The organism is Streptomyces sp. NPDC029292 (genome assembly GCF_055569295.1).
In genome coordinates this window covers 370,578-391,424 of the sequence record NZ_JBVHXR010000002.1, presented here as the reverse complement: position 1 = coordinate 391,424, position 20,847 = coordinate 370,578, and the positions used below count along the sequence as shown (strand labels likewise).

Annotated in this window: 24 protein-coding genes and 1 pseudogene; 6 read left to right on the top strand and 19 right to left on the bottom strand. The window is 70.0% G+C overall.

Translation table 11 applies throughout. The annotated features are described in order from the left end of the window. Positions 1-336: 336 nt before the first annotated feature. Positions 337-672, top strand: coding sequence for a DUF192 domain-containing protein (locus tag ACZ4WS_RS06655; RefSeq protein ID WP_467977781.1), 336 nt, complete (start codon positions 337-339; stop codon positions 670-672). Positions 673-997: 325 nt separating this feature from the next. Next, positions 998-2,149, top strand: coding sequence for a winged helix DNA-binding domain-containing protein (locus ACZ4WS_RS06650; protein ID WP_467977779.1), 1,152 nt, complete (start codon positions 998-1,000; stop codon positions 2,147-2,149). A 78-nt stretch (positions 2,150-2,227) separates the two neighbouring features. Here the strand turns inward: ACZ4WS_RS06650 and ACZ4WS_RS06645 are convergent, their stop codons facing one another. Continuing rightward, complete coding sequence (locus tag ACZ4WS_RS06645; protein WP_467977777.1) at positions 2,228-2,992, bottom strand: class I SAM-dependent methyltransferase; 765 nt, start codon at positions 2,990-2,992, stop codon at positions 2,228-2,230. 116 nt (positions 2,993-3,108) lie between these two features. Here ACZ4WS_RS06645 and ACZ4WS_RS06640 point away from each other — a divergent pair, with 116 nt between their 5' ends. Continuing rightward, positions 3,109-3,621, top strand: coding sequence for a DinB family protein (locus ACZ4WS_RS06640; RefSeq protein ID WP_467977775.1), 513 nt, complete (start codon positions 3,109-3,111; stop codon positions 3,619-3,621). Here the strand turns inward: ACZ4WS_RS06640 and ACZ4WS_RS06635 are convergent. From ACZ4WS_RS06635 to ACZ4WS_RS06605, 7 genes and pseudogenes are all read right to left on the bottom strand, one after another. Next, positions 3,606-4,229: a nucleoside deaminase gene (locus ACZ4WS_RS06635; RefSeq protein ID WP_467977774.1), complete on the bottom strand. Its 624-nt coding sequence runs from the start codon at positions 4,227-4,229 to the stop codon at positions 3,606-3,608. The genes ACZ4WS_RS06640 and ACZ4WS_RS06635 overlap by 16 nt on opposite strands. Then, positions 4,226-4,723 carry a GNAT family N-acetyltransferase gene (locus ACZ4WS_RS06630; RefSeq protein ID WP_467977772.1) on the bottom strand — a complete coding sequence of 166 codons (498 nt, stop codon included), beginning with the start codon at positions 4,721-4,723 and terminating at the stop codon, positions 4,226-4,228. Before ACZ4WS_RS06630 ends, ACZ4WS_RS06635 begins: the two co-directional genes overlap by 4 nt. Positions 4,724-4,793: 70 nt before the next feature. Next, the gene (locus ACZ4WS_RS06625) at positions 4,794-5,666 is read right to left on the bottom strand and encodes an LLM class flavin-dependent oxidoreductase (RefSeq protein ID WP_467977770.1); all 873 of its coding nucleotides are present in this window, start codon (positions 5,664-5,666) and stop codon (positions 4,794-4,796) included. A gap of 40 nt (positions 5,667-5,706) precedes the next feature. After that, positions 5,707-6,282, bottom strand: coding sequence for a dihydrofolate reductase family protein (locus tag ACZ4WS_RS06620; protein ID WP_467977768.1), 576 nt, complete (start codon positions 6,280-6,282; stop codon positions 5,707-5,709). A 621-nt stretch (positions 6,283-6,903) separates the two neighbouring features. After that, a complete protein-coding gene (locus ACZ4WS_RS06615; RefSeq protein ID WP_467977766.1) occupies positions 6,904-7,242 on the bottom strand; it encodes a helix-turn-helix domain-containing protein in 339 nt (112 codons plus the stop codon). Then, a pseudogene (locus ACZ4WS_RS06610) lies at positions 7,239-7,394 on the bottom strand (type II toxin-antitoxin system RelE/ParE family toxin); the annotation flags it as partial. The gene ACZ4WS_RS06615 and the pseudogene ACZ4WS_RS06610, both read right to left, overlap by 4 nt. 99 nt (positions 7,395-7,493) lie before the next feature. Continuing rightward, complete coding sequence (locus ACZ4WS_RS06605; protein WP_467977765.1) at positions 7,494-7,997, bottom strand: ATP-binding protein; 504 nt, start codon at positions 7,995-7,997, stop codon at positions 7,494-7,496. 355 nt (positions 7,998-8,352) lie between these two features. On the opposite strand from ACZ4WS_RS06605, the gene ACZ4WS_RS06600 reads away from it, so the two are divergent. The 3 genes from ACZ4WS_RS06600 to ACZ4WS_RS06590 all read left to right on the top strand — a co-directional run bounded on the left by ACZ4WS_RS06600 (position 8,353) and on the right by ACZ4WS_RS06590 (position 10,507). Next, positions 8,353-9,204 (top strand): helix-turn-helix domain-containing protein, encoded by an 852-nt coding sequence (locus tag ACZ4WS_RS06600; protein ID WP_467977764.1) that lies wholly within the window; start codon positions 8,353-8,355, stop codon positions 9,202-9,204. A gap of 11 nt (positions 9,205-9,215) precedes the next feature. Continuing rightward, entirely contained in the window at positions 9,216-9,407 is a 192-nt protein-coding gene (locus tag ACZ4WS_RS06595) for a hypothetical protein (protein WP_467977763.1), read from the top strand. Positions 9,408-9,745: 338 nt separating this feature from the next. Then, entirely contained in the window at positions 9,746-10,507 is a 762-nt protein-coding gene (locus ACZ4WS_RS06590) for a hypothetical protein (RefSeq protein ID WP_467977761.1), read from the top strand. Between the two features lie 279 nt (positions 10,508-10,786). Here ACZ4WS_RS06590 and ACZ4WS_RS06585 read toward each other — a convergent pair whose 3' ends face one another. The 11 genes from ACZ4WS_RS06585 to ACZ4WS_RS06535 all read right to left on the bottom strand — a co-directional run bounded on the left by ACZ4WS_RS06585 (position 10,787) and on the right by ACZ4WS_RS06535 (position 20,782). Beyond that, entirely contained in the window at positions 10,787-11,440 is a 654-nt protein-coding gene (locus tag ACZ4WS_RS06585) for an OmpA family protein (protein ID WP_467977759.1), read from the bottom strand. A gap of 3 nt (positions 11,441-11,443) precedes the next feature. Further along, positions 11,444-12,037, bottom strand: coding sequence for a hypothetical protein (locus tag ACZ4WS_RS06580; RefSeq protein ID WP_467977757.1), 594 nt, complete (start codon positions 12,035-12,037; stop codon positions 11,444-11,446). 15 nt (positions 12,038-12,052) lie between these two features. Next, positions 12,053-12,619 carry a pilus assembly protein TadG-related protein gene (locus ACZ4WS_RS06575; protein WP_467978330.1) on the bottom strand — a complete coding sequence of 189 codons (567 nt, stop codon included), beginning with the start codon at positions 12,617-12,619 and terminating at the stop codon, positions 12,053-12,055. A 41-nt stretch (positions 12,620-12,660) separates the two neighbouring features. Then, complete coding sequence (locus ACZ4WS_RS06570) at positions 12,661-12,891, bottom strand: hypothetical protein (RefSeq protein ID WP_467978361.1); 231 nt, start codon at positions 12,889-12,891, stop codon at positions 12,661-12,663. Between the two features lie 108 nt (positions 12,892-12,999). Further along, positions 13,000-13,731 carry a response regulator gene (locus ACZ4WS_RS06565; protein ID WP_467977756.1) on the bottom strand — a complete coding sequence of 244 codons (732 nt, stop codon included), beginning with the start codon at positions 13,729-13,731 and terminating at the stop codon, positions 13,000-13,002. Further along, positions 13,724-15,049, bottom strand: coding sequence for a sensor histidine kinase (locus ACZ4WS_RS06560; protein WP_467978329.1), 1,326 nt, complete (start codon positions 15,047-15,049; stop codon positions 13,724-13,726). The genes ACZ4WS_RS06565 and ACZ4WS_RS06560 overlap by 8 nt, the downstream gene beginning before the upstream one ends. Before the next feature lie 131 nt (positions 15,050-15,180). Further along, positions 15,181-16,071, bottom strand: coding sequence for a DUF5936 domain-containing protein (locus tag ACZ4WS_RS06555; protein ID WP_467977754.1), 891 nt, complete (start codon positions 16,069-16,071; stop codon positions 15,181-15,183). A 13-nt stretch (positions 16,072-16,084) separates the two neighbouring features. Next, positions 16,085-17,026 (bottom strand): type II secretion system F family protein, encoded by a 942-nt coding sequence (locus tag ACZ4WS_RS06550; protein WP_467977752.1) that lies wholly within the window; start codon positions 17,024-17,026, stop codon positions 16,085-16,087. Between the two features lie 37 nt (positions 17,027-17,063). After that, a complete protein-coding gene (locus tag ACZ4WS_RS06545) occupies positions 17,064-18,404 on the bottom strand; it encodes a CpaF family protein (RefSeq protein ID WP_467977750.1) in 1,341 nt (446 codons plus the stop codon). Positions 18,405-18,422: 18 nt separating this feature from the next. Then, complete coding sequence (locus ACZ4WS_RS06540; RefSeq protein ID WP_467977748.1) at positions 18,423-19,001, bottom strand: TadE family protein; 579 nt, start codon at positions 18,999-19,001, stop codon at positions 18,423-18,425. Positions 19,002-19,165: 164 nt separating this feature from the next. Next, on the bottom strand, positions 19,166-20,782 hold the full coding sequence (locus tag ACZ4WS_RS06535) for an AAA family ATPase (RefSeq protein ID WP_467977746.1): 1,617 nt from the start codon (positions 20,780-20,782) through the stop codon (positions 19,166-19,168). Between the last annotated feature and the right edge of the window lie 65 nt (positions 20,783-20,847).

Genomic DNA, 20,847 nt, shown 5'->3' with positions numbered 1-20,847 from the left:
GTGCGGGCACAAAAAACGGGCCGGTCCGTGGGGGGGAGACGGACCGGCCCGAGGGGGGGTTTCCACCATAACCCTTCGTAAGTGATGCTGCGTGCATCGGCGTGCCACAACTACTCTCCGAAACCGGCCGACGACGCCACGGTGGGCCCGGAAGCCCCGATTCAGGGCCTGATCATGGCCGAATCACAGCGGATTCAAAGGGAAACGCGGAGGATCCAGGGAGATCCAGAGGGTTTGCTCCCTGCTGCGATCCCCTCGGCGACTCGCCCCGGTGTACTCCAGGTGGGTGACGCGCGTGGCGGACGCGCGCTTGACGCCGCCGCTAACTTCGCAGCCATGGCCACGTTCACCACGCAGGAGACATCCGAGCCGGTGCCACTGGAACTCGCCGAGTCGGCGCGGGCTCGGCGGCGCGGGCTGCTCGGGCGCGACGGGATCGAGGGCGCACTGCTGCTGAGTCCGGCGAACGCGGTGCACACGCTGGGGATGCGGTTCGCCGTCGACGTGGCCTACCTGGACCGCCAGTTGCGGGTCCTGGCGGTGCGGACGATGCGTCCGGGCCGGGTGGGGCTGCCGCGCCCGCGGGCCCGGCACGTCCTGGAGGCGGAGGCCGGGACGATGAGGCGGTGGGGCGTACGGCGTGGGGTGCGGGTCGCGGTCCGGGACGCGTGACGTCGCGTCAGGAAGTGGGCGCAGCACCGCGCAGCCCCCTCCACTGCGCGGCACCACACGCGCAGCTTTGCTCACGCGAATTACCTTGGTCTGAACTTACGTGAGGCGGTCAGTCGAGGCGAGACGCCCCCGATAACGATGTGGAAACCCCGTGAAGTCGCCCGACATGCGTCCGCCATACGGACCGGCATCTCACGCGGACCGGCCCGCATCGGCATGTTTTCGGTCAATCAGTTCCCGCGTGTGACGATCACCCCATTCGCCGAGCAGCAGCAGTGCGATGCAGAGGACAGGATCCGGCCTCATTCGGTTCTAGCGTCGCCCCATGACCTTGAGGATCACATGGGACGAGGCGACCGCTCGGCGAATGGAACGGCAGTTCCTGACCGTTCCGGCACGGACCGGCGCGCCGCTCGCCGAGGTGGTAGGCGCGATGCTCGGCGCGCATGCGCAGGTGCTGTCGGCGGCCGAGGTGTCGGTGGGGGTGCGGGCCGAGGGGGTGACGCGGGCGGACGTACGCGCGGCACTGTGGGAGCACCGCTCGCTGATGAAGACGTACGGCCCCCGAGGCACCCTGCATCTGCTCCCCACCTCCGAACTGCCCTTCTGGACGGCCGCGTTGACGGCGGTCCCGGCCGGGCCGAACCCGTTCCCGCCGGACGTCCGGCTCACCGAGGCGCAGGCGGACGAGGTGGTGGCGGCGATCGGTGCCGCCCTTGACGGCGCGTACCTGACCCTCGACGAGCTGAGCGACGCGGTGGTGGCGCGCACCGGGCCGTGGGCCGGGGACCTGGTGATGCCCGCGTTCCAGACCATGTGGCCGCGCTGGCGGCAGGTGATGCACCGGGCGGGCCGGCAGGGCGCGCTGTGCTTCGGCCCGAACCGGGGACGCCAGGTGACGTACACGCGGCCTCCGCGGTTCGAGCCGCTCGCCGCGGACGAGGGGCTCTCGACGCTCGTACGGCGTTATCTGCGCGCGTACGGACCGGCGACTGCGCCGCAGTTCGCCAAGTGGGCGGCGGCTCCCCGGGGTTGGACTCTTGACCTCTTCACCTCGCTGGCCGGCGCGGGTGAGATCGAGGAGGTCGATTTCGAGGGCGGCCCCGCGTGGGTGGCGGCGGGCGACACGGAGTTTCCGGGGGCGCCGGTGCGCGGGGTGCGGCTGCTCCCGTATTTCGACGCGTACGCCATTGCCGCCCAGCCGCGTGAGGTGCTGTTCCCCGGGGAGGCGTACCAGCGTGCCCTCGCCGGCGGGCAGGCCGGGAACTACCCGGTGCTGCTGGTCGACGGCGTGGTCGCCGGGGTCTGGCACCAGCGGCGCAGGGGGCGGCGTACGACGGTCACGGTCGAGCCGCTGGGACGGCTGACGGCCGCGCGGGAGCGGCAGTTGGCCGGGCAGGTGGAGCGGGTGGGTGAAGTGCTGGAGGCGAGGGCGGAGTTGGTGATCGGGAAGGTGACGGCGGGAGCGCATGCCTGAACCGGCGCCCGCTACGACTTCCACGGCTCGCCCGCTACGGCTTGGCGGATCGCCCGCTACGGCTTGACGGCTTGCGCGTTACGGCTTGCGCGCCTCGATCAGGAAGCGGGTGCTGTGGGCGACGAAGGGGCCCTTCGCCTCGATCTGCTCGTGCAGGGCGCGGAGTTGGGGCAGGTACTGGTCGACGGTGAAGCCGGGGACCATCCAGATCACCTTGCGCAGGAAGTGGACGACGGCTCCGATGTCGAAGAACTCGATGCGGAGCCGCTCCGAGCGGAGGTCGACGATGTCGAGCCCGGCGGCCCCGGCGGCGGCGCGGGCACGGTCGGGGTGACGGCCGTTCCTGGCTTCCTCCGGCTGCGGTCCCAGGAAGTACTCCACGACCTCGAAGGCGCTCGCCGGACCGACCTGCTGGGAAAAGAAACTGCCGCCGGGGCGCAGCACGCGGGCGACCTCGTCCCAGTACGTGTGGACGGGGTGCCGGCTGGTGACCAGGTCGAAGGCCTCGGCCGCGAAGGGCAGCGGGGCGTCCTGAGGGGAGGCGACGACCACGGCGCCGCGCGGGTGGAGCAGGGCGGCGGCCTTGGCGACGTTCGGAGGCCAGCCCTCGGTGGCGGCGGTGAGCGGGGGCAACTTCGGGGCGGACGCGAGGACTTCACCCCCGCCGGTCTGGATGTCGAGCGCGGCGGACGCGCGGGCCAGCCGCTCACCCATCGCCCGCGCGTACCCCCACGAGGGCCTCTCCTCGGTGGCCCGTCCCTCGAACCAGGAGAAATCCCAGCCTTCGACGGACACGGCCGCGGCTTCGGCGACGAGGTCTTCGAAAATGCGGGTGGCGGTCACACAGGGGATCTTCTCAACGGCTGCGTGGGGAGGCGAGGCATTTTCCCTCGGTTCCCCATGGTTCCCCACGGTTCCCCTCGGTCGGCGTTGTCAGTGGCCGCTGCTACGTTCCGGGCATGACGAGCAATCCCGGGGCCAGGCGGGTGCCCTACACCGGTGGCGAGAAGGAAAGTCTGCACGCGAGTCTCGACCGGCATCGGGATGCGGTGCTCTGGAAGCTGGAGGGCCTGGACGACGAGCAGATGCGGCGTCCGATGACCCCGTCCGGCACGAATCTGCTGGGCCTGGTGAAGCATCTCGCCTCCGTCGAGTACGGCTGGTTCTGCTCGACCTTCGGGCGCGAGGTCGAGCCGCTGTGGTTCGATCCGGCCACCGAGGAGGACATGAGCGCGGGCCCGGACGAGACCACCGCGCAGATCGTCGAGTTCTACGCCCGCGCCCGCGCCGCCGCCGACCGCGCCGTCTCGGAGCTGTCCCTGGACGACCTGGGCACGTCCTGGAACGGCACGACGGTCTCCCTGCGCTGGGTCCTGATCCGCATGGTCGAGGAGACGGCACGGCACGCGGGGCACATGGACATCGTGCGGGAGCTGATCGACGGGGGTGCGGGGGATCACCGCCCGGGGTGAGTCAGGTGCGGGAGCACTCGCTGGTACGCGGCCTCCGCCGTGGGGGCGTCGAGGAGGCCGTCGACGGTCAGACAGCGGCGGGCCAGGGCGGTGGAGACGGCTCCGCCGCCCTGGATCCCGGCCTCGGCCGGGCTGTGCAGCAGGGCCCAGAGGTTCATGAGCAACTCGCTGAACACGGCGAGCGGCCCGTCCACCGGGCCTTCGCGACGAGCCCAGCGAGCGCCGATCCGGCCCCCGACACCCGGCACGTTCTCGATGCCTGTCCAGTACGCGTCGGAGGCGGCGTACACGACATGGCGGACGTGCGCGTGGATGAGGGCGCTGCTGCACAGGAGGCAGGGTTCGAGGGTGGTGTAGAGGCGGTGGTTCTCGTAGCGGCGGCCCGCGGGGAGCTGCGCGAGGGCGTTGATTTCGGCGTGGGCGATCGCGGTTCCGACCAGTTGGCCGGGCGGGGCGGTGGATTCCTGGCTGCGGTTGCGGCCGGTGGCGACCACCTGGCCGTCTCCGTCCAGGAGCGCGGCGCCGATGGGGCGGCTTCCGGCTCGGAAGGCCTCCCAGGCGAGTTCGAAGGGGAGCCGCCACAGGGCGGGGACGGTGGGCGTGGTCACGGGTTGAGTACGAGCATGGCGTGCTCGTCGTCGCCGTGTCGGACCGTCCCCGCGTGCTGGAAGCCGTGCTTCTCCAGGAGGCGGACCGAGCCGGTGTTGCCGACGAAGGGATCGGCGTACAGGGGCCGGTTCTTCTCGAGGCGCAGGAAGAGGGCGAGGGCCTTGGTGCCGATGCCCCGCCCCCAGTAGGGGCGCCCGAACCAGTACCCGATGAAGCGCTGTTGGCCCTCCCACCACGCGACGATGTTGCCGGCCGGCTCGCCGTCCACGATCACCGCCTGGACGAAGACGGTGCTGTCGCCGAGGATCCTCTCGACCCAGTGGGTCATGAAGGCCTCCCGCTCCCGGGAGGGAAACCTCGACCGCCGCACCGCCTCCGGGTCCAGCTGCTGCTCGTAGAACGCCTCCAGATCGGCTTCGTCCACGTCCCGCAGGCGCACGTCGTCTTTCATCGGCACGCCGTCATTCAGGGGCACGTCGTCATTCAGACTCATGCTCAGCGAGTGTGGCAGTGGGCACTGACAATCGGCGTCGGCGTTGCGCGAACTGGGCGACCAGGGCGACCTAGGCGACCAGGGGCCGTACTTCCTCGGCCGCGAAGCGCACGAACCCTTCGGGATCCGGTTCGTCGGCGGTGGGCTGGAGGACGACGGTGTCGGCCCCCGCGTCCGCGAGGCGCTGGACGGCCTCGGCGACCGCGCCCGCGTCACCGGCGACTCCGTGTTCCGGAACGGGCTTCTCGCCGTTGGCCTCGATCTCGGTGCGCAGCCGGGCGGCGGCGTCGGGTCCCGTCGCGGTGTGGAGGTAGACGACCACCCGGTGCCGGTCGGTCCTTCCAGCCAACTCCCGCCCCTGGTCGATGAGTTGGCGAGCCAGCCGTACCCCTTCCAGCGCGGTGGAGGCGGTCAGGATGGTGCCGTCCGCGGCCTCGCCGGACAGCCGCAGCGAGCGCGGCCCGGTGGCCCCGGCCAGCACCTCCGTCGCCCCTGCCGGCGGCCAGTCGAGCGCGACGCCGTCGAGCTTCACATACCGCCCGTCCGTACTGACGCGCTCCCCCCGCAGCAGCGCGCGCAGCGCGTCGAGGTACTCACGCAACAGCGTCACGGGCGACTCGGCCCGCGCCCCGACCTGCCCCATCCAGTCCTGCACGCCGTGGCCGACGCCCAGGATGGCGCGTCCCGGGAACAGCCGGTGCAGCGTGGCGGCCTCCATCGCGGTGACGGCGACGTTCCGCAGCGGTACGGGCAGCAGCCCCACTCCGACGCGTACCCGTTCGGTCCAGGCGAGGGCGGCCGCCGCGGCCGAGATCCCCCCTTCGAGGAAGCAGTCCTCCCACAGCCACAACTCCTCGAGGCCCGCGTCCTCCGCCACGCCCGCCAGGGCACGCAGTCGTTCGGGAGGCAGCTGAGGCCGGAACACAACACCGAGTCCAGTCATGCGGCCTTCCTACCGACCGCCCGCCCCACGGACAACTGCTTTACGCACCCCCATCGTTGGCACGCTCATACCGCAGCAGTACGACACCGTTGCCGAAAGCCCGTGTCCCGACCAGATTCAGCCGCGTCAGGCCGTCCGCCTCCGGGAACAGGGGCTTGCCACGTCCGATGAGTACGGGATGGACGTACACCCGAAACTCATCGACCAAGTCATGCCGCATGAACGCGCCCGCGAGATCGGCCCCGCCGAGGCCCAGATCCCCGCCCGGCTGCTCCTTGAGCGCCCGGATCTCCTCCGGCACGACCTCCCGCACGATGGTGGTGTGCCACTCGGCCCGCTTCAGCGTCCGCGAGAACACCACCTTGGGCATGTTCCGCCAGATCCGGGCGAACTCCACCACCGACGGCGTACTCTCCGGATCCTTGTCGGCCGTCGGCCAGAACCCCGCCATCAGCTCGTACGTCACCCGCCCGCTCAGCAGAGCACCGAACTGCCGGATCTCCTCATTGAAGTGCCGGTGCAACTCCTCATCGACCATGTGCCAGCCGATATCCCGATCGGGCCCCTCGATGAACCCGTCGAGGGAAACCGACATCATCAGCACGATCTTCCTCATCACGGACCTCACCGGGGTCGTTCGCGGGCCTTCCCGGGGGCATGGTGACATCACCGTCTCCGCCCGACCAGGACGCGAGCACCCGTGTCGCTAAGCCCGTGCCGCCGCCCCGGGCCTCACACCCGACGGATTTCCCTGGAGAGGTCACCCAGCCCCTGCCACGTCCGATGATTGGCAACTTCGTGCCACTCCCCTGCCACGGAGCCCAGTCCTGGCTTGACCCAAGTCGGCACAGATCTGCCATTCACCCCTGTACGGCCGCACGCGACCGCACGACTGCTCCTGCTCGCCGAAGGCGAGCCTTCCCCGACCGGCCGCTCGCCGCCAAGCCCGCCCGGCGAGACGCGACCGCGCTCCACCCTCACCGGCCACTGCCGAACCCCGGGCAACGCAGGCCCACCCGGGCCCCCACGTTCCCCCGGCCACCCGCTCGCTTCTCTCCCGCGCTGGAGCGGGCCGAGTCAAGGGTGGAGCGCAGCGGAATCGGCGCAGCCTACGCGACCGCAGGGAGCGCCGTTTACTCGGCACGCGGAAGCACGACACTGCCCAAGAAGCGGGCGGCCCACGCCCGCTCCACGACTCCGGGCACCGGCACCCCCACAACAGGCCCCACTTCCTCAGCTACGCCGCATGCTCCCCGAACGCCACCGTGTTGTGCCCGCCGGACACCACATGCACATCCAAGGTGACTTCCAGCGCGGTCGCCAGTCGGACCAGGAGATCGGCGGTGACCGGCAGCATTCCGCCGAGCTCGATTGCCTCCACATCGCCGGAGGTCATTCCAAGTCGCTCACCGAGTCCGGACCGCGTCAGCCCCAGAGCCACCCGACGGTCGTACACCAACTGTCCCAGGTCGTGCGCCAGCCGGATCTGCTCACGCTCGGCGACTACCTCCGGGGGCTCGACGTACCCCTCCATGGCCTTCCGCTCGCGCGTCAGCTTCCAGTGGGTGTGGTTCACAACTCCTCCCGGAAATCGCGAGTGAACTCCTCGTGTGCGGGACCATGCTCCGCCTCGCACAGTACCTTCGCCTGCTTGGCGCGCTTGACCTCGGCTGCCTCCCGCATCGTGGTCTTCCTGAAGACCGTCAACAGGATGATGCGCCGACCGGGCGGAGCCGCACTTCAGGCTCCAGCTCGATCACGTACGACTCGATCACGCCGAAACCGTAGGCAGGCGCATGGGCAGAGGGCCCCGTATCCCCGCCGATGTCACCCACGAGTGTCGTCCGACTCGTCATAGCCCCGCGCACCCCCACGAGGCAGCACGGCCCACATGCGCGTGCCACCGCCCGGTTCGCGGGCCTCGCCGAAACCCCAGTCACCGTCACAGGCCCGTACGACGCAGGCCAGGACGCGGAGGGCCGCGCGGCGGCGGGTGTCACAGGCCGCCGCGAGGCGGGGGTTCGTATGGCGGGGGTGGCCGTCATAGAGGATCACGCGGAGGGCTCCGTCCCGGTAGCGCAGAGATACGTACACCTCGGTGGCGGGCGTGAACTGGCAGGCACAGGCGGCCAGTTCGGACACCGTCTGGACCGCAGCGTCCGTGATGTCGGACAGGCCGTGCGCCCGCAGGATCGTACGGGTTGCGGCGCGGGCGATGCGCGGGGTGGTGCAGCTGGCAGGGAAGGTGAAGCTGTACGCGAGTGTCTCCGGGTCGGGCGGAGTGGGGCGAGCTTCGGCGGTGACCAGGCATGCGGTGACGATTCCGGGCATGGGCAACTCCCTGATGGTGTGGGGGTATTGAGAGCGGCACGAAGTGACACGCATGACGTGACGCGAAGTGACGTGACGCGAAGTGACGTGACGCGAAGTGAGGAAATGACGTGACGTGACCGCACGACCGGTGTGCCTGTCTCCCTGGCGCAGCCCACCCCTCCCAGGGCAGGAGGCTGCGGGCAGGCTCGCGCGATGCGCTTCCGACTGCGTCGTGCGTAAGCGTTGCGTCACTCACCGTAGAGGAGTAGGTGGCACGTGTGCCACCCGCTTGAGTACATTGCCTCCACCTAAGTGGACCTGTGCGACACGCAGCGGGCAGACTGAGCGGCACCAAGTGGGGAGGAAGGTGCCGATGCCGACACGGGTCACGCCGACGGAGCGTCAGAAGCGCCTCGGGGCCGAGCTGCGCAAGATGCGGCTCGCGGCCGGGCTGACCACGGAGTACGCCGCAGGACTGCTCGGAGTGGAACGCACGAAGGTCTCCAACATGGAGACGGGCATCCGCACGACGTCACCGGAGCGCATCCGGATACTCGCCAGCAACTACGACTGCGCGGACCAGGCCTACATCGACGCACTGGTCGACATGGCCGACTACCGCAAGCGTGGCTGGTGGGAGCAGTTCAGAGGCACCCTGCCCCAAGGACTCCTGGATGTCGCCGAGTTGGAGTGGTTCGCCCGACGACTGCGCTCTTACCAGACCGTTCACGTACCTGGCCTGCTCCAACTGAGTGGGTACTCCCGCGCCGTCTTCGACTCCGCGCTACCGCCGCTGCCGAAGTCCGAGGTCGAGCTACGCGTCGTACAGCGGATGCAGCGACAGCAGGTACTGGATCGCGACCACCCCGGTGAGTACGTCGCCTACGTGCACGAGTGGGCCTTGCATATGCAGTTCGGCGGACTCCGTACCGCGCGGGAGCAGCTCCAGCACCTCTGCGAGATGTCCGAGCGGGAGAACGTCGAGCTACGCATCCTCCCGATCGAGGCCGGTGCCTTTCCGGGCGCGGGACACGCCGTCTTGTACGCGGAGGGCGCGGTCCCACGACTGGATACCGTGCAATTGGACTCCGCCCATGGCGGGGAGTTCACTCACGCCGAAGCGCAGCTCGCCAAGTACCGGGCACACATGGACTGGTGGCACGCCCACACCCTCACCCCGCAGGAATCGCGCGACCTCATCCACAACATCGCCCACCAACTTTGAGGACAGCCCCCATGCCAGAGATCACCTGGGAAGAGCCCTTCTGCGCGGAGGGCAACAACTGCTTCCGCATAGGCACCGACACCAACGGCAACGCCTACATCGCCGTCGCCGGCCAGGAGGACCGCTACCTCACGGACACCCGCGAGGCGCTGACCACCCTCATCCGGGACATCAAGGCGGGGAAGGCCGACCACCTCCTCTGATCGGCCCAGGGCCACCGAAGAGTAAGGGCAACTGGGCGCGCAGTCCCAGGACTTCATCACCAGGCTTCTTGTATCCGCAGGTCAGTCGCCTGACGCCATCGGACGCCTGGGACTCAAAGGACACTTAACGCCCCTCGCGGGGGTTATCCACAGGCATCCCACGGCGGGGTGGGGTGCGGGAGGGTTGGGGGGTGCGGGAGTTGCGGGATGTGGCAGTTGGCGGGCTGTTGCTCACGTCGTGGGCTGCGGCCGAGGGGTGGTCGCGGACCTCTCTCTATCGATGCCTGAGGGAGGAGGGGTGGACGGCGCTCGGCGAGGGAGCCTGGGCGGAGCCGAGGGTGGCGGCGGATCTCCGGACGCAGCTCAGGGCGGTGCAGCTCACCGCGCCGGAGATCGTCGTGAGTCACCGGGCGGCGGCCTGGCTGTGGCGGATCGAACTGCTTCGGGTGGAGGCGGAGTTCACCGATCCGGACGGGCTGAGGAAGCGGAAGGGTCTGCGGGTCCATCGCAGTGCGCTGCCCGCCACGGACGTGGTCGAGCGGGGCGGGCTACGGATCACGAACGTCGACCGCACTTTGGCCGACCTGTTGCTTTCGGGTCCGCGGGACGAAGCCCTAGTAGCCGTCGACTCGGCGCTCGGCGGCCGCACGGTCGGGGTGGGCGACCAGCGGATCCGCCGGGCGCCGCTCACCCGCCTCGACGCGGTCACCACCGCCCTTGCGCATCGGACGCGCGGTACCGTCCGGGCCCGGGACTGGCTCGCGCTCGCCGACCCGGCGTCCGGCTCGCCGGCGGACACGGTGGCCCGACTGCGCATGTACGACGCCGGCCTGCACCCCGAAACACAGGCCGAGGCGGTCACCTCCACCGGGCGCGTCCTGCGCCCCGACTTCCTGTTCCGGGCGGAGGGCGTCGTCGTCGAGATCGAGGGGTACGCCTATCACGGCCGCCGAGAGGACCACCGCCGCGACGTCATCCGCTTCAACGAGCTTCAGCAGTGCGCCGAGGTACGGGTCACACTGCGGTTCACGGCAGAGGAGGTTTTCCACTCCCCGAGGACGATGATCGCCACGATTCGACGGGCGTTGGGGGACGCATGAGGTGCCTGGCGTGGAGGCCTGACATGGGCGGTCGGGTATGAGCGCGTCCACCGGGTGAGCCACGGACTCAGCAGGTGCGGGGCCTCCGTGAAGCGAGTAACAGGCCAGAGCTCGCCCGCGCGCTCCTGGAACTCTTACTCCCTCAGCCCGTCCAACCCGGCTCCTTCACGACATTGACACGGGCATGCAGGGAGTCACGGGCTTGCAGCGACTCGGCCTCCGGCTGCTTCCGCGAGCGGCTTCGATCCGATCCCTTTTGTGCTTCACCCTCTGTCCGTATCAGCTCTGGGTTCCCGAGGAGTCGCCGCTTGATGCCCCGCGTGGGAACGTCACCTCGACCCGGCGGTTCTTGCGGCGGCCCTGCTCCGAGGTGTTGTCCGCGATCGGGTAGTCCTCGCTGTAGCCGCGTACCTCGAAGGTGATGTCCGTCGAGCCGAGTGCGGAGGCCAGTTGGTCGTGGACCGCCTCCGCGCGCTTCTTGGAGAGGGTCAGGCCGTGGGCGTACGAGCCGAGGTTGTCGGTGAAGCCGAAGACTCTGACCGTCGTCGCGTTCTGGGCCTTGATCTCGTCCGCGATCGCCTGGATACGGGAACGGGCGTCGGGGTTCAGTTTCGAGCTGTCCTTGGGGAAGAGGACCTCGGCCTGCAGGGCGAAGGTGACGTCCGAGTTCGTGTCCTCGCGGCGTTCCTCGCCGCCCAAGTCCTCTACTACTGACTTGATGTCCAGGACCTTGGCCGGAGCGAGCGTGGCGCCGTCGGCGAGTTTCAGGCCGGGGCTGTTGGCGTCCACTTCGGGGGGTGGGGATGTCGTCACGCTGCCCGGGGGTGCGCTCGGGTCCTCGCCATCCGCGTACGCCGGGCTCGGGAGGCCGAGCGTGACCAGCACGGCCAGGGCCGTGAACGTCGTCGCGGTGGTACGGCGTGGGAGGGCCATGAGTCACTCGCCCTCGGAGATTTCGATGGAGGCGGGGGGCATGGAGCCGACTTGGAAGTCGACCTTGGTGGTGTCGGCGGGTGGAGCTGGGAATTGGGCGAACCACTGGGCGGTCGCGCCCTGGCGAACGCCGCCGGTGAACTGTGTGCACAGGCAGCGCCCCGAGGTGTCCCGCAGGATGAGGTACTTCTTCTTGCCCTTTTGGTCGATCAGGCTGGCGCCAGCGATTGACCCGCCGTTCTTGGCCAACTCGCTTTCATCACCGCGCCAGTTCGCCGCGACCCAGAGGGTGCTCGTGTTGTTCGTGACCGTTCCCTCGACGGTGACGAACCCTCCCTCGTCGCGCTTGGCGGAAGTGACAGTGAGCACCAGGCCGTTCTCACCCTTGACCTCGGCGAGCACCGCGCCCGACTCCGGTGCTTTTGATTCCGTTTTGCCGCCGTCACTGCTGCTTTTCGTAGCGGTCGACGGAGACGAGGCTCCCTTGTCGCTCCCGTCACCTCCCCCTCCACAGCCGGCCACCGTGAGGAGCAACCCAGTCGTGATCGCCACCGCGCTCAGCGCCCCGCGGCCCTTCATGGTGTGCCGAAAGTCCATCGGTACGGCTTCCTCTCACTCGGCCAGGTGCACGGAGAACAGCACGGACGCGTCCGGAAGGTCGTCCGGGTTGAAGTCTCCGGGGTCGATGTTCACGATGTCGCCGTCACAGTTCAGTTCGACGGGCTTCTCGGGATCCGCGTCCAGATTGAAATCACAGCGCGGCTGGATGACGGCGATGGCATGGGCCTTGGCCCGCTTGGTCTCCGTACCGGGAATGATCGACTTGCCGACCGTGTAGTTGGTCTCGATGTCGGCCCGATACCCGGGAAAGCCGTTCCGCGTGACGAATTGCGCGTTGCCCTGCAGGGTCGAATCATTCTCGGCGGCCAACTGCTGAGCTGCGGCGGTCGCCCCCGCCCCCGGAGGGTTCTGGGTACCGTCGAGCCAGTCCAGCCAGTTGCCGTCCTGGCCGATGGCGCCCGTCAGGCCGTCGATCAGCTCGTCGCGGGCATCCTGTGCTGCCGCCAACGCCGCAGCGTCCGCCGCAGATTGAGCGCCATTGCGGGCGGACGCTGCTTGGGCGAATGCGAAGAAGGCGAACGCGGCGAAGAGCAGAATCCCCGTCAGCCAGATGTAGATCGGGAGAGTCTGCCCTTGATCGCTCAGAAGGCGTATGGGGGTCAGCCGCCGATGACGTTGTTGACCGCGTTCATGATCGCTCCTGAGATCGCGCCATCCAGGCCCAGTCCGTCGATCATCGTGAAGATCCCCGCAATAATGATCATCAACCCCGCATACTCCACAAACCCGGCCCCACCGTCCCGCCCCCGCCCCCGCATCCGGCCGGAGACCGTACTCGCCCAGGTTTCCACGCGAACCGTCGCCCTCAGCTTCCAGTTCTTCGCCACCATGACCCCTGCCCTCCCACCCGACGCCACCACCAACCCGAGCACCGTACGTGAGAACACCCTCACTCCGGGTGGGCCCAGGGGCCCAACTTCTCGTTCTCGTGGGTGGAGTCATCGGGTCCACCCCTCGTGGGCCGTGCCCAGCCAGTGGGCGATCGCTTCGCTGCGTGAGGAACTGTGCAGCTTTGCGAAGATGCGATTGATGTGGTTCTTGACGGTCTTCTCGCTGATGAAGCAGGTGGCGGCGATCTGGCGGTTGTTCATGCCGGCCGCGATGAGGTCCATCACCTCCACCTCCCTTGAACTCAGGCCGAAGTCGGGCTGGTTGGGGGCGCGGCGGTGGAGTCCCGCCGCATGTACGGGTCGAGCCTTTGACGACTGTGTCATAAATGATTGCAGGTGCGAAGAGTTTTCGTTCGGTTCGTACGAAACTCCGAGCGAATTCATGACAGTTGGCCGCCCGTGGCGCACGTCTCGCACCGCCGCGATCAGTTCGGCGGCCGTGAACCCGCCGTGGATCAGGTAACCGGACGCGCCCCGGCGCAGCGCCTCCGCCACGACCTCGGGTTCGCTGCTGTACGTCAACATCATCACGGGGGCCAGGCGGGCCAGTTCAGGCAGTGCGGTCAGTCCGTCCGTGCCGGGCATGCGGACGTCGAGGAGGACGACGTCCGGGGTGAGACGGGTGGCGGAGGCGAGGGCCTCGTCACCGTCCGCCGCCGCCGCGACGACCTCGATGTCCGGGTGGCCGCCGAGCAGTGCGGTCAGGCCGGCCCGGACAACCGGGTTGTCGTCTGCCACGAGTACACGCAGGGGCGGGCCGGTAAGTGCCTGGTCAGGCATGTGCGGCCTCCTCTTGGGGGGTGTGGGGAGTGGAGGGTGCGCGGGGGTGGGCGAGGGGGACGGAGACGGCTACCTCGGCGCCCCCTTGGGGGGAAGGGTTCAGGTGGATACGTCCGCCCAGGGAAGCGGCTCGTTCCGTCATGCCCAGCAGGCCGAAGTGGCCGGTTTTCGTCGCCTCGGTCAGGGTCACCGTGGGTGGGAGGCCCACGCCGTCGTCCTGGACCCGCACCGTGAACTCGGTGTCGGAGACGTTCAGTTCCACCGTGACCCGCGTGGCGTTCGCGTGGCGGTGTGCGTTCTCCAGGGCCTCGGACACGATCTCCAGGACGTGGTGGGCCGTGGTGCGGGGGAGGGTGGGGTGGTCGCCCTGGTGGATCAGAGTGGTGGGGATGTGGGTGCGGGACTCGAACTCCGTCGCACGGGCCGCCAGTTCGGAGAGCACATCCCTTTCGGGGGTGGTCAGATCCGTGTGGCGGCGCAGGTCCGAGAGGAGTACGCGTGACTCCGTCGCCGCTCTGCGCGCCGCGCCCGCCACCACCGTCGCCTGGCGTTTGAGCGTGTGCGGGTCCGACCCGTCCGCCGAAGCGGCCAGCGCCTCGGCCGCCAGGGCCAGACCGTGCAGCGTCTTCGCCACCGAGTCGTGCATCTCGCGGGCCAGCCGGGCCCGTTCGGACTCCACCGCCTCCGCCACGGCGAGGCGGGAGGTCGCCTCGGCCAGCGCCTGGCTGGCCGTACCGAAGCGGAACATCAGGTTGCGGAGGGTTACGCCGATGATGCCGGCGCCGATACAGAAGCCCGCGATGAGGAGGGTGTTGGCGCCGGCTCCCGGGCGGTGTTCCCAGGCTCTGAACACGGTCAGGAGGACGATCAGTTGCAGGCCCGTGAAGACTCCTGAGCCGCGCCAGCCGTACAGCAGGCCCGCCAGGAGCGGGGTGCAGACCGTCGCGTACGCCAGCGGGGACGCCGGGGACGCGGTGAGGAGCAGGATCGCGCCGAAGGTGAGGTCCACCGCCATCAGGGTCGGATGGGCGAGGAGCCGGGGGCCGAAGCGGTCCCAGTCCCTGAGCATGGCGTACGAGCCCATGACTCCCAGTACGGCTGCGGCCAGGACCGTGTAGCGGGGTGGGCCGTCCGTGGCGTTCGTCATCGCGAAGGGGGCGCCTATCGCGATGGCCGCGAGGCGTACGGCGAAGGCCTGGCGGCAGAGGGCCTGGAGGGCGTTGAGCTGGAGGCGGACGCTTCCCGGGGGTGGGGCGTCGTCTGCGAGGTAGCCTGCGGCGGTGCCTTGGGGCCAGCCTGCGGTTGCCTTTGTTGCCAGGTGCCCCGTGTCCCGGTGGCCGTCGGGGTGGGGGCCCCTGCCGGGGCTGACCGGGTGCCGCTCTCCTTGGGACGGGTGCCGCCCCAAAGTGAACGGCACGATTGCCCACAGCGAAGTCGGCCGGATCCTCATCAGCGGCCCAAAATCGAGCCGAAGTTCGTGCCCGAGCCCAGGAACATGCCCGTCGCGATCAGGATCATCGTCGCCGGGAGCATGAAGACGAGGGTCACCATGGTCGCCTTGGGGATGGTCTTGGCGGCGCGGCGGCGGGCGTTCTGGGCGTCGGTGCGGCGCATGTCGTTGGCGAGCTGGATCAGGGTCTCGGCGATGGGGGAGCCCAGTTCCTCGCCCTGCTGGAGCGCGGAGACGAACTGAGCCACCTGCTCGGACGAGTTGCGCTTGCGCAGTTCATCGAACGCCTGGCGGCGGCTCACGCCCATGTCCATCTGCCGCAAAGTGATCCTCAGCTCGTCCGCCCACGGGCCCTCGTACTTCTCCGCCACCCGGTCGAGGGCCTGGCGGAAGCCGAGGCCCGCCGAGACGACGACGGCGAGGACGTCGAGGAAGTCGGGGAGGGTGCGGTCGATGACCTCCTTGCGCTCGCGGACGGCCTGCCAGATGAGGGCGTCGGCGGCGATCAGGCCGAAGGCCAACGTGAGTGCGGCGAAGAGGAGTTGGCCGTTGGAGAGAAAGACCAGGCCGAGTACGACGCCGAAGATGCCGTACACCGCGCGGCGGGCGGCGTAACGGTTGAGGGTCAGGCCGCCGGGGTTGCCCGCCATGTCGATGCGGCGGCGCTTGGCGTCGACGCGGCGGGGGCCCATCAGGCGCAGGACCAGGGGCGCGAAACGCATGCCGAGGCGGTCGACGGCGGAGTCCGCCTTGGAGACGCGGGTCGCGCCGACCTCCAGGGCGAGCGCGAGGTCGCTGGGCAGCTTGGCGTCGGCGCGGATCATGCGGATGCCCAGGAGGACGCCCGCGACAGCCACGCCCATCAGGACGGCTAGCAGCAAGGCCGGCAACGTAACCCCTCCCTCATACTTCGATCTTGCCGAGGCGGCGGATGACGAAGAAGCCGACGGTGTAGAGGCCCAGCGAGATCAGGACCAGGGCCTGGCCGAGCGGGCTGCCGGTGACGCGGGCCAGCGCTCCCTCGTTCGAGGAGTTGATCAGCACCAGGGAGCCGATGCCGAGGAACGGGACCGTGAAGGCCGTCGCGTTCACCTCGGAGAGCATCGTGCGGACCTCGCGGCGGGTCTCCTTGCGGTCCTCCAGGGTCTGGGTGAGGTTGCGCAGGGAGCTGACCACCGATCCGCCCGCCTTGTTGGCGAGGACGAGGGTGGTGACGAGAACGATCAGCTCGCGGGAAGGGAGGCGTTCGGCGAGTTCGGCGAGGGCGTCGTCGACCGTTCTGCCCATCGTCAACTGGTCGGCCACGTGGGCGAGTTCCTCGCCGGCCGGGGCTTCCAGTTCCTCCGCCGCCATCGCGAGCGCCGTGCGCAGGGCCAGTCCCGCGGCGGTCGCGTTCGCCAGCAGGCGGGCCACGTCGGGGAGTTGGTTGATGAAGGCCTCGATGCGCTTCTGGCGCTGCCAGTTGAGGAAGATGGCCGCGCTCCAGACGCCCACGAGGGCGGCGATCGGGCCGAAGAAGGGGGCGAGTACGGAGGCGGCGATCAGCCACAGCGCCACCACCACGGCGGTGACGTACGTGAAGAACTCCCCCGCCGTCACGTCGAGTCCCGTCGCCGACAGCCGCAGGTGGATCGTGCGGCCGAGGCGGGTGCGGCGCAGCCGGCGGTCGATGCCCGCGAAGCGGCGTACGCGGCCCGCCGCCGTGCGCAGCGGGCCGCCGCCGGAGAGGCGGTCGACGAGGGCCTGGCGCTGGGCACGCCCCGAGGCGTACGTGTGCACGCCCGCGACGGCGAGTGTGCCGCCGAGGACGGTGGCGCCGAGGGCGAGGAGGTCGGGGTTGTTCATGGCTGCCTCCCTTCGGGGGCGGGGGTCGCGGGGGTCGTCATCCGATGGCCTGCCTGGTGTCGAGTACGTCGATGGCCTCCGCGACGCCGAAGGCGGGCGGCAGCGGCTCGTTGGCGACGTACAGCTTCTCCGCGATCTGGCGCGGCAGCGGGAGGTGCTCGAAGTGGCCGCGGACGACGCGGTCGGCGCCGACGGGGCGGGGGACGAAGCGGGTGACCGGCGCGATACGGAACTGTTCCCGGCCGTGCGAGACGAGCAGGGCTATCTCCACGACCTTGCGGGAGCCGTCGGCGTGCCGGGCCAGCTGGACGACCACGTCGACCGCCGAGTTGATCTGATCCTTCAGAGCCTCGAAGGGGATCTGGACCTCGGACATCGAGCCGAGGGTCTGGAGCCTCATCAGGGCGTCCTCGGCGGAGTTCGAGTGGACCGTGGCGAGCGAGCCGTCGTGGCCGGTGGACATGGCCTGGAGCATGTCGAGGGTCTCGCCGCCGCGGACCTCGCCGACGATGATGCGGTCGGGGCGCATGCGCAGGGAGTTGCGGACCAGGTCGCGGATGGTGATCTGGCCCTTGCCCTCGACGTTCGGGGGGCGGGACTCGAGGCGGATGACGTGCTCCTGCTGGAGCTGGAGTTCGGCCGAGTCCTCGATGGTGATGATGCGTTCGTGGACGGGGATGAGTCCGGAGAGGGCGTTGAGAAGGGTCGTCTTTCCGCTGCCCGTTCCGCCGCTGACGATGACGTTGAAACGGGCCCGTACGAAGGCCGCGAGGAGCATGAGCATCTGCTCGTCCAGGGAACCCAGGCCGATGAGCTCGGGGAGGGTGTACGCGCGGGGGAAGCGGCGGATCGTGAGGGTCGGACCGGTGAGGGCGAGCGGCGGGATGATGACGTTGACGCGCTCGCCGGTGGGGAGGCGGGCGTCGACCATGGGGTTCGACTCGTCGACGCGCCTGTTCACCGTGGAGACGATGCGTTCGATGGTCTGCATGAGCTGTTCGTTGGAGGCGAAGCGGAGGGGGAGCTGTTCGACGCGTCCGGCTCGCTCCACGAAGATCGAGTCCGGGCCGTTGACCATGATCTCGGTGATCGACGCGTCGGCGAGGAGAGGTTCGAGGACGCCGAGGCCGAGGGCCTCGTCCACGACCCTGCGGATCAGCTGGGAGCGTTCGGCGGAGGAGAGGACCGGGCCCTCGCGGCTGATGATGTGGCCGAGCACGCGCTCCAGGCGTACCCGGCGTTCGGCTGCCGCCAGGCTCGACATCTCGGCGAGGTCGATCTCTTCGAGGAGCTTCGCGCGATAGACGGCGACGAGGTGTCCGTCCTCACGGGCGGGCCCTCCCTCGTCGGGGGCGGCGATACGGGAACGCAGGCTCATGTCTTCGGCTCCTCCCGGTCAGTCGTCGGTGGGCATGGTCGCGTGGCGCACTACGGTCCAGCCGTCGAAGAGCGGGATGACGGCGGGGACTTTGACGGTGACCGTCGCGGTGGTGACGTCGGGTCCCTCGGGAGCCGATACGGCCGGGTCGAGCCAACCGCTCACCGCGGCCTGCCCTGCCGCCGCGCCGTCACCGCCCTGCGAGGCCACCCGGGCGGCGGCTCGCGCCCCGGACCCTGCCTGGTTGATGCCGTATCCGATGAGGCCCAGCTGGATGGCGGCCATACCGATGACGAGCAGGATGGGGAGGAATCCGGCGAACTCCAGGATGGAGACGCCTCGGTCGCCCCAGCGGCGGTGACGCGGCTGGGCGTCGCGGGTCGGCTTCGCGTCGTGGCCCGGCTTCGCCCCGTGGCTCGGCTGCGCCGGGGTCGCGGCCGGTTCGGCACCGCCGGAATCCGCCGTCGTGGCTGCTCGCCGTCGCGGCGGATTTTCTTGAGCGGGCGTGGAGGGGTGAGCGGGAGTGAGGGGGCGAGCGGGCGTCGAGGGGTGAGCAGGAGTGAGGGGGTGAGCGGATGTGAGGTGGTGGGCAGGCACTGTTCGGGCCGCAGGCGCAGTCCGAGCCGCAGGCACTGTGCGAGCCCCCCGCGTTGAGCGGGCCGCAGGATCCGAGCGCCGGGCAGGCTCCGTGCGCCGAGCAGGCTGCGCGGGCCGAATGGGCTGCGCGCGCCCAGTAGGTGTTCCGCCGACTGTCACCCGGGTCATCCCCCGTCCCCCTCCAACGCCGCCCCCGCGTCCCCGCTCACATGCCACCCCGCGTCGAAGCCCGGGAAGAAGAGAGGGACGTCGGCCTCGACGGTGGCCGTCATCACCGAGCCTGCGGGGGTGCAGTTGATGGTGGCGCCCTTCCAGGCGCCCGGGAGATGTTTGTCGCCCGCCGCCTGGCACGCGCCCGCGACGTCGCCGTTGACCGCGTACGCCGCCGTCGCCGCCCGAGCCGCCTCGTCCGCCGCGTTCCCGGCCAACGTGTACGTATAGCCGTACAGCACGCACTGCCAGAGGATCGTCATCACGACCAGCAGCAGCGGGAACATGCCGGCGAACTCCAGCGTGACCGCTCCCCGGTCGCCGCCCCGGCGGCGGAGAGCCAGCGCGCCGCGGTCCGAGGACGCCTTGCGACGTCGGCCGCCGCCCCCGCTCTCCTGGGCGACCACGAGCCCCAGTTCGCCCGCCAGGGCCCACAGCGCCTGCTTCACGGTGGAGCGGGCGTCCAGGTCCTGGAGGCGGCCCGCGTCGACCACGGACTGGAGTTCCTTGAAGGCGGCGGGCACCGTGGAGCGGGCGACCTTGGTGCCGGTGACGCGTTCGACGAGGGAGGGCTGGATCTCCGTGCCGCGAGTGGAGCGGTTGACGACGGTCGTCGTCTCCTCCGCCTTGCGGATCTGGAGGCGGTCCCACATGCGCACCATGCGTTTGGCGGCGCGGACGGCCACGACGTCGGGGGTGACGAGGAGCAGGGCCTGGTCGGCCATCTCCACGGCGGCGGCGGTCGCGGAGTTCATCTGGGAGCCGCAGTCGACGACCACCACGTCGTGGCGGGAGCGCAGGGCGGCCAGGACCTGGCGGGTCACCCGGTCGGTGACCTCCTCGCCGCGTTCGCCCTCGGCGGGGGCCAGCAGCAGCCCGATGCCGCTGTCGTGGGTGTAGACCGCGTCCTGGAGCACACGGGGGTTGATGTCGCTGATCGAGGCGAGGTCGGCCACCGACCGCCGGAACTGCACGTCCAGGTACGACGCCACGTCCCCGGACTGGAGGTCGAGGTCCACCAACGCCACGGTGCGGCCCGACGCCCGTGCGGCGAGGGCGAGCTGGACGGCCGTCACCGTCGCGCCGACGCCGCCCTTCGCGCCGGTCACCGTGACGACGGTGCCGCCGGGGCCCGCGTACAGCTCGGGCGTACCGCTGCCGAGGTGGCGGCGCATGCCGAGCGACCACGCGGCGGCCGCCTGGACGCGTTCGGCGAGGGCGTCGTAGCCCAGCGGCAGGCCGATGATGCCCCGGGCGCCGGAGTCCATGGCGGCGGTGAGCACGCCGGTGCTGGTGTCGGCGGTGATGAGGACGACGCCGACGGCGGGGAAGCGCAGGACCAGGTCGCGGATCAGGTCCAACGCCGGGACGGGGCCGATCCGTTCGTGGACCAGGACGACCTCGGGCAGCTCGTCCAGGGAGTCACCGGCCAGCCGCGCCAAGGTGTCGAGGAGGGCCGTCGAGTCGGGGACGGGCGGGGCCGGTTCGGCGTCGGCGAGCTGGCTCAGCAGCGTGGTGAGCGCGCGGGCCGAGTCGATGTCCCCGACGGCGGGGAGAATGCGGATGGTCATCGGCACAGCCCCACGACCGCCGTGCCCGGCCCTGCGCACAGCCCCATAGCCGTAGACCCCGTGCG